Annotated in this window: 2 protein-coding genes and 1 pseudogene; 1 reads left to right on the top strand and 2 read right to left on the bottom strand. The window is 35.6% G+C overall.

The genetic code is table 11. The features are described from left to right. The first annotated feature begins 114 nt into the window (after window positions 1–114). Entirely contained in the window at window positions 115–1128 is a 1014-nt protein-coding gene (locus tag L2764_RS26730; RefSeq protein ID WP_312018396.1) for an MATE family efflux transporter, read from the top strand. 14 nt (window positions 1129–1142) lie between these two features. On the opposite strand, the gene L2764_RS26725 is transcribed toward L2764_RS26730, so the two are convergent. Continuing rightward, window positions 1143–2246 carry a glycosyltransferase gene (locus tag L2764_RS26725; RefSeq protein ID WP_248943372.1) on the bottom strand — a complete coding sequence of 368 codons (1104 nt, stop codon included), beginning with the start codon at window positions 2244–2246 and terminating at the stop codon, window positions 1143–1145. A 149-nt stretch (window positions 2247–2395) separates the two neighbouring features. Next, window positions 2396–2503 (bottom strand): annotated as a pseudogene (locus L2764_RS26720) (IS30-like element ISVsa7 family transposase); the annotation flags it as partial.

The raw sequence follows: 2503 nt of genomic DNA, 5'->3' as shown, positions 1-2503 counted from the left end.
TCGGGATCAATTAAAACTCGGAATGTAGATAGTGCCTTGGGCACGGACTTAAGCCCTTTTAGGGCGTCACCCAAATAAGCCTCCGGCTTTGCCGGAGGTAAGTTAACTGTTTTAATCCTTTTTTTAGGTGCGTTAGGTCAGCCTGAAGATGTGGTTGCCATGACACCGCCTTATCTTTTTTGGATTGCATTATCATTAATACCAACAGCGCCTGCGTTGGTATTGAAAAGTTTTACTGATGCGCAAAATGAACCATGGGTAGGTGTTAAGATATTACTTGATGCTGTATTATTAAATACCATATTGAATTATATACTCATATTTGGAAAGTTTGGTGCGCCAGAATTAGGCTTGTTGGGCGCGGGATTAGCAACTTTTATCGCAAGACTATTGGCTTTTATTGCTGTGTTTTCATATGTATTTCGGTCGAAGAAACTAGCTCGATATCGACCTGAAAAATGGATTAAACCGATAAGGATTACTCAGTTAATGAGCTTGTTGAAAATGTCATTAACTATTTCTGGTCAGGGGTTTATCATCAGTGGTGCATTTTCTATTACGGCTATACTGATGGGGGTCATAGGGACAATTGCGCTTGCTTCACATCAAATCGCACTTGTTTTTGCCATGACGGGAGCGATTATTCCCATGGGATTATCCATTGCGGTGAGCATTAGAATTGGGCATGTTTTAGGTGAAAAAAAACCATTAGAATGTTTAACGATATTTATTGGTGCACAAATTTTGGGGATTGTGTGTATGGGGGCGATTGCCGCTATTTTTATCTTTCACGGTAGAGAGTTTTTGACTTGGTTTTTTACCGACTTAGATCTTATTGATTTAACAACAAGATTGTTATGGGTCGTGGGGGGCTACTTAATTTTTGACTCGGTGCAATTAATTAGTATGGGGGCTTTACGGGGATACAAGGATATGTTTTTCCCCACGGTGTTTCTTTTTGGGGCTTTTTGGCTTGTGGCATTGCCATTGGGGGCTTTGTTGACTTTTTATTTTGGTTATGGTGATTCGAGTTTGTGGTTTGGTTTAGCATTAGGTTTCATTCTTTGTGCTATCACTTTGAGTATTCGTTTCATGTTTATATATCGTTCCTTCAATCTAACATCATAAAATTACTTATGATGTTAGATCAACTGAGTAAGGTACTCTTGGGTAACGCTTAACCATTCTAATTTTTGCGTCGTAGGATCAAGAGGTGCGGGGGATTTGATTGCTTTGGTGAGCAACAATTTAAAGCTTTTATTATCATCATAAACAAGCACATTTTTGAATTGATAAAAGTAGTCATTAGAAATATGTTTTGGAATGAGAACCCATTTTCCCATTGCAATGGCTTCAAGGGTTGTGGTGCAAAGCACTTCACTATAAGAGGGGTTGATGAAAATTTTATACCTTTGTAGGTCGTGAGCTGGATGAGTAATGGTGGAGTGAATATTTAAATTAACATTATTCTTATTGGCATACTGGATAATCTGTTGTTTGTTGTGACCGTTTCCGTAGCAATCTATAGTGAGGTTCAAATTGGCATAACTCATTAAGTCGATGAGTTCTTTAAAACCTTTTTCCCAAATGACCTTCCCTATAAAATAAACCGAGGTGTCAGGTTTAGATAAATGTAAGGTGCTGAAATACTCTTTTCTTACCCCATTAATAGGTAGTATCTCACCATTGTTAAAAGTTTTCTGGGTGACTTTAGATAGATGGATTATTCTATGGCAATATTTGTTCATTAAAAATGTCGTGTATAAACGTAATACATTTCTTACCCATTTAGGGTAGTGTTTGATTAAAAAATAGTCATAGTTAGTATGTATAACACCAATAATATTATTGGGATTAAACTTAAGTCTCTTAAATAATGTTAAAAGTAATAAACGTTCAGGCTCTTCGATGATTAATGTTTCACAAAAGGGAATTATTCGGTCTATTCTTTCTTTTGGGTATATAGATTGTAATCCTGAAAGGGTAATTAATCTTGCTTGATAAAATTCAATATTAATCAACTTACTGTCTTTTATTTCTTCGTTGATAAAACTGACTAGTTCAGATGTAGACTTGAATTCTTGATGATATAGCTGTTGTTGAGATTTTCTGTTTAGCCAGGGTAAAAGTAAAGTGACATTATTTTCCATTTTAGCTAAACAAATAGAGCGATATAAAGGGTTTATTGAAGTCCCTGTGCGCCATGGTAAGGAAGCGGTAGTGATGATATATATACTTTTTTTCATATCTTAATCTCAATTTGTTTCTAGTGAGATTATAGGCTACTTTCATAATAAGGTATCTTACTATTATATATACAGTGATAAAGCTATTGAAAATAAAGCTAAGTGATTAATAGTGAGTGATAATGATTAATTTAACGGCCATAATGATCCTAGATCTCAGCAATAAGCGACACACGTTTACCTGTTAAAAACTCATAAGGACTGAGAAAGTTTAACGCCTTTCTTGGCCTCATGTTAATTAAAAATTCAGCATTGGC

The organism is Shewanella surugensis (assembly GCF_023284005.1).
Classification (GTDB): Bacteria; Pseudomonadota; Gammaproteobacteria; order Enterobacterales; family Shewanellaceae; genus Shewanella; species Shewanella surugensis.
Note: the sequence above shows the minus strand (reverse complement) of the source record. Positions and strands in the feature narration are given on the sequence as shown.

What these genes read in the sequence shown, in the direction of transcription:
- L2764_RS26725 (WP_248943372.1), bottom strand. Translation starts at nt 2,246, where the DNA reads ATGAAAAAAAGTATATATATCATCACTACCGCTTCCTTACCATGGCGC.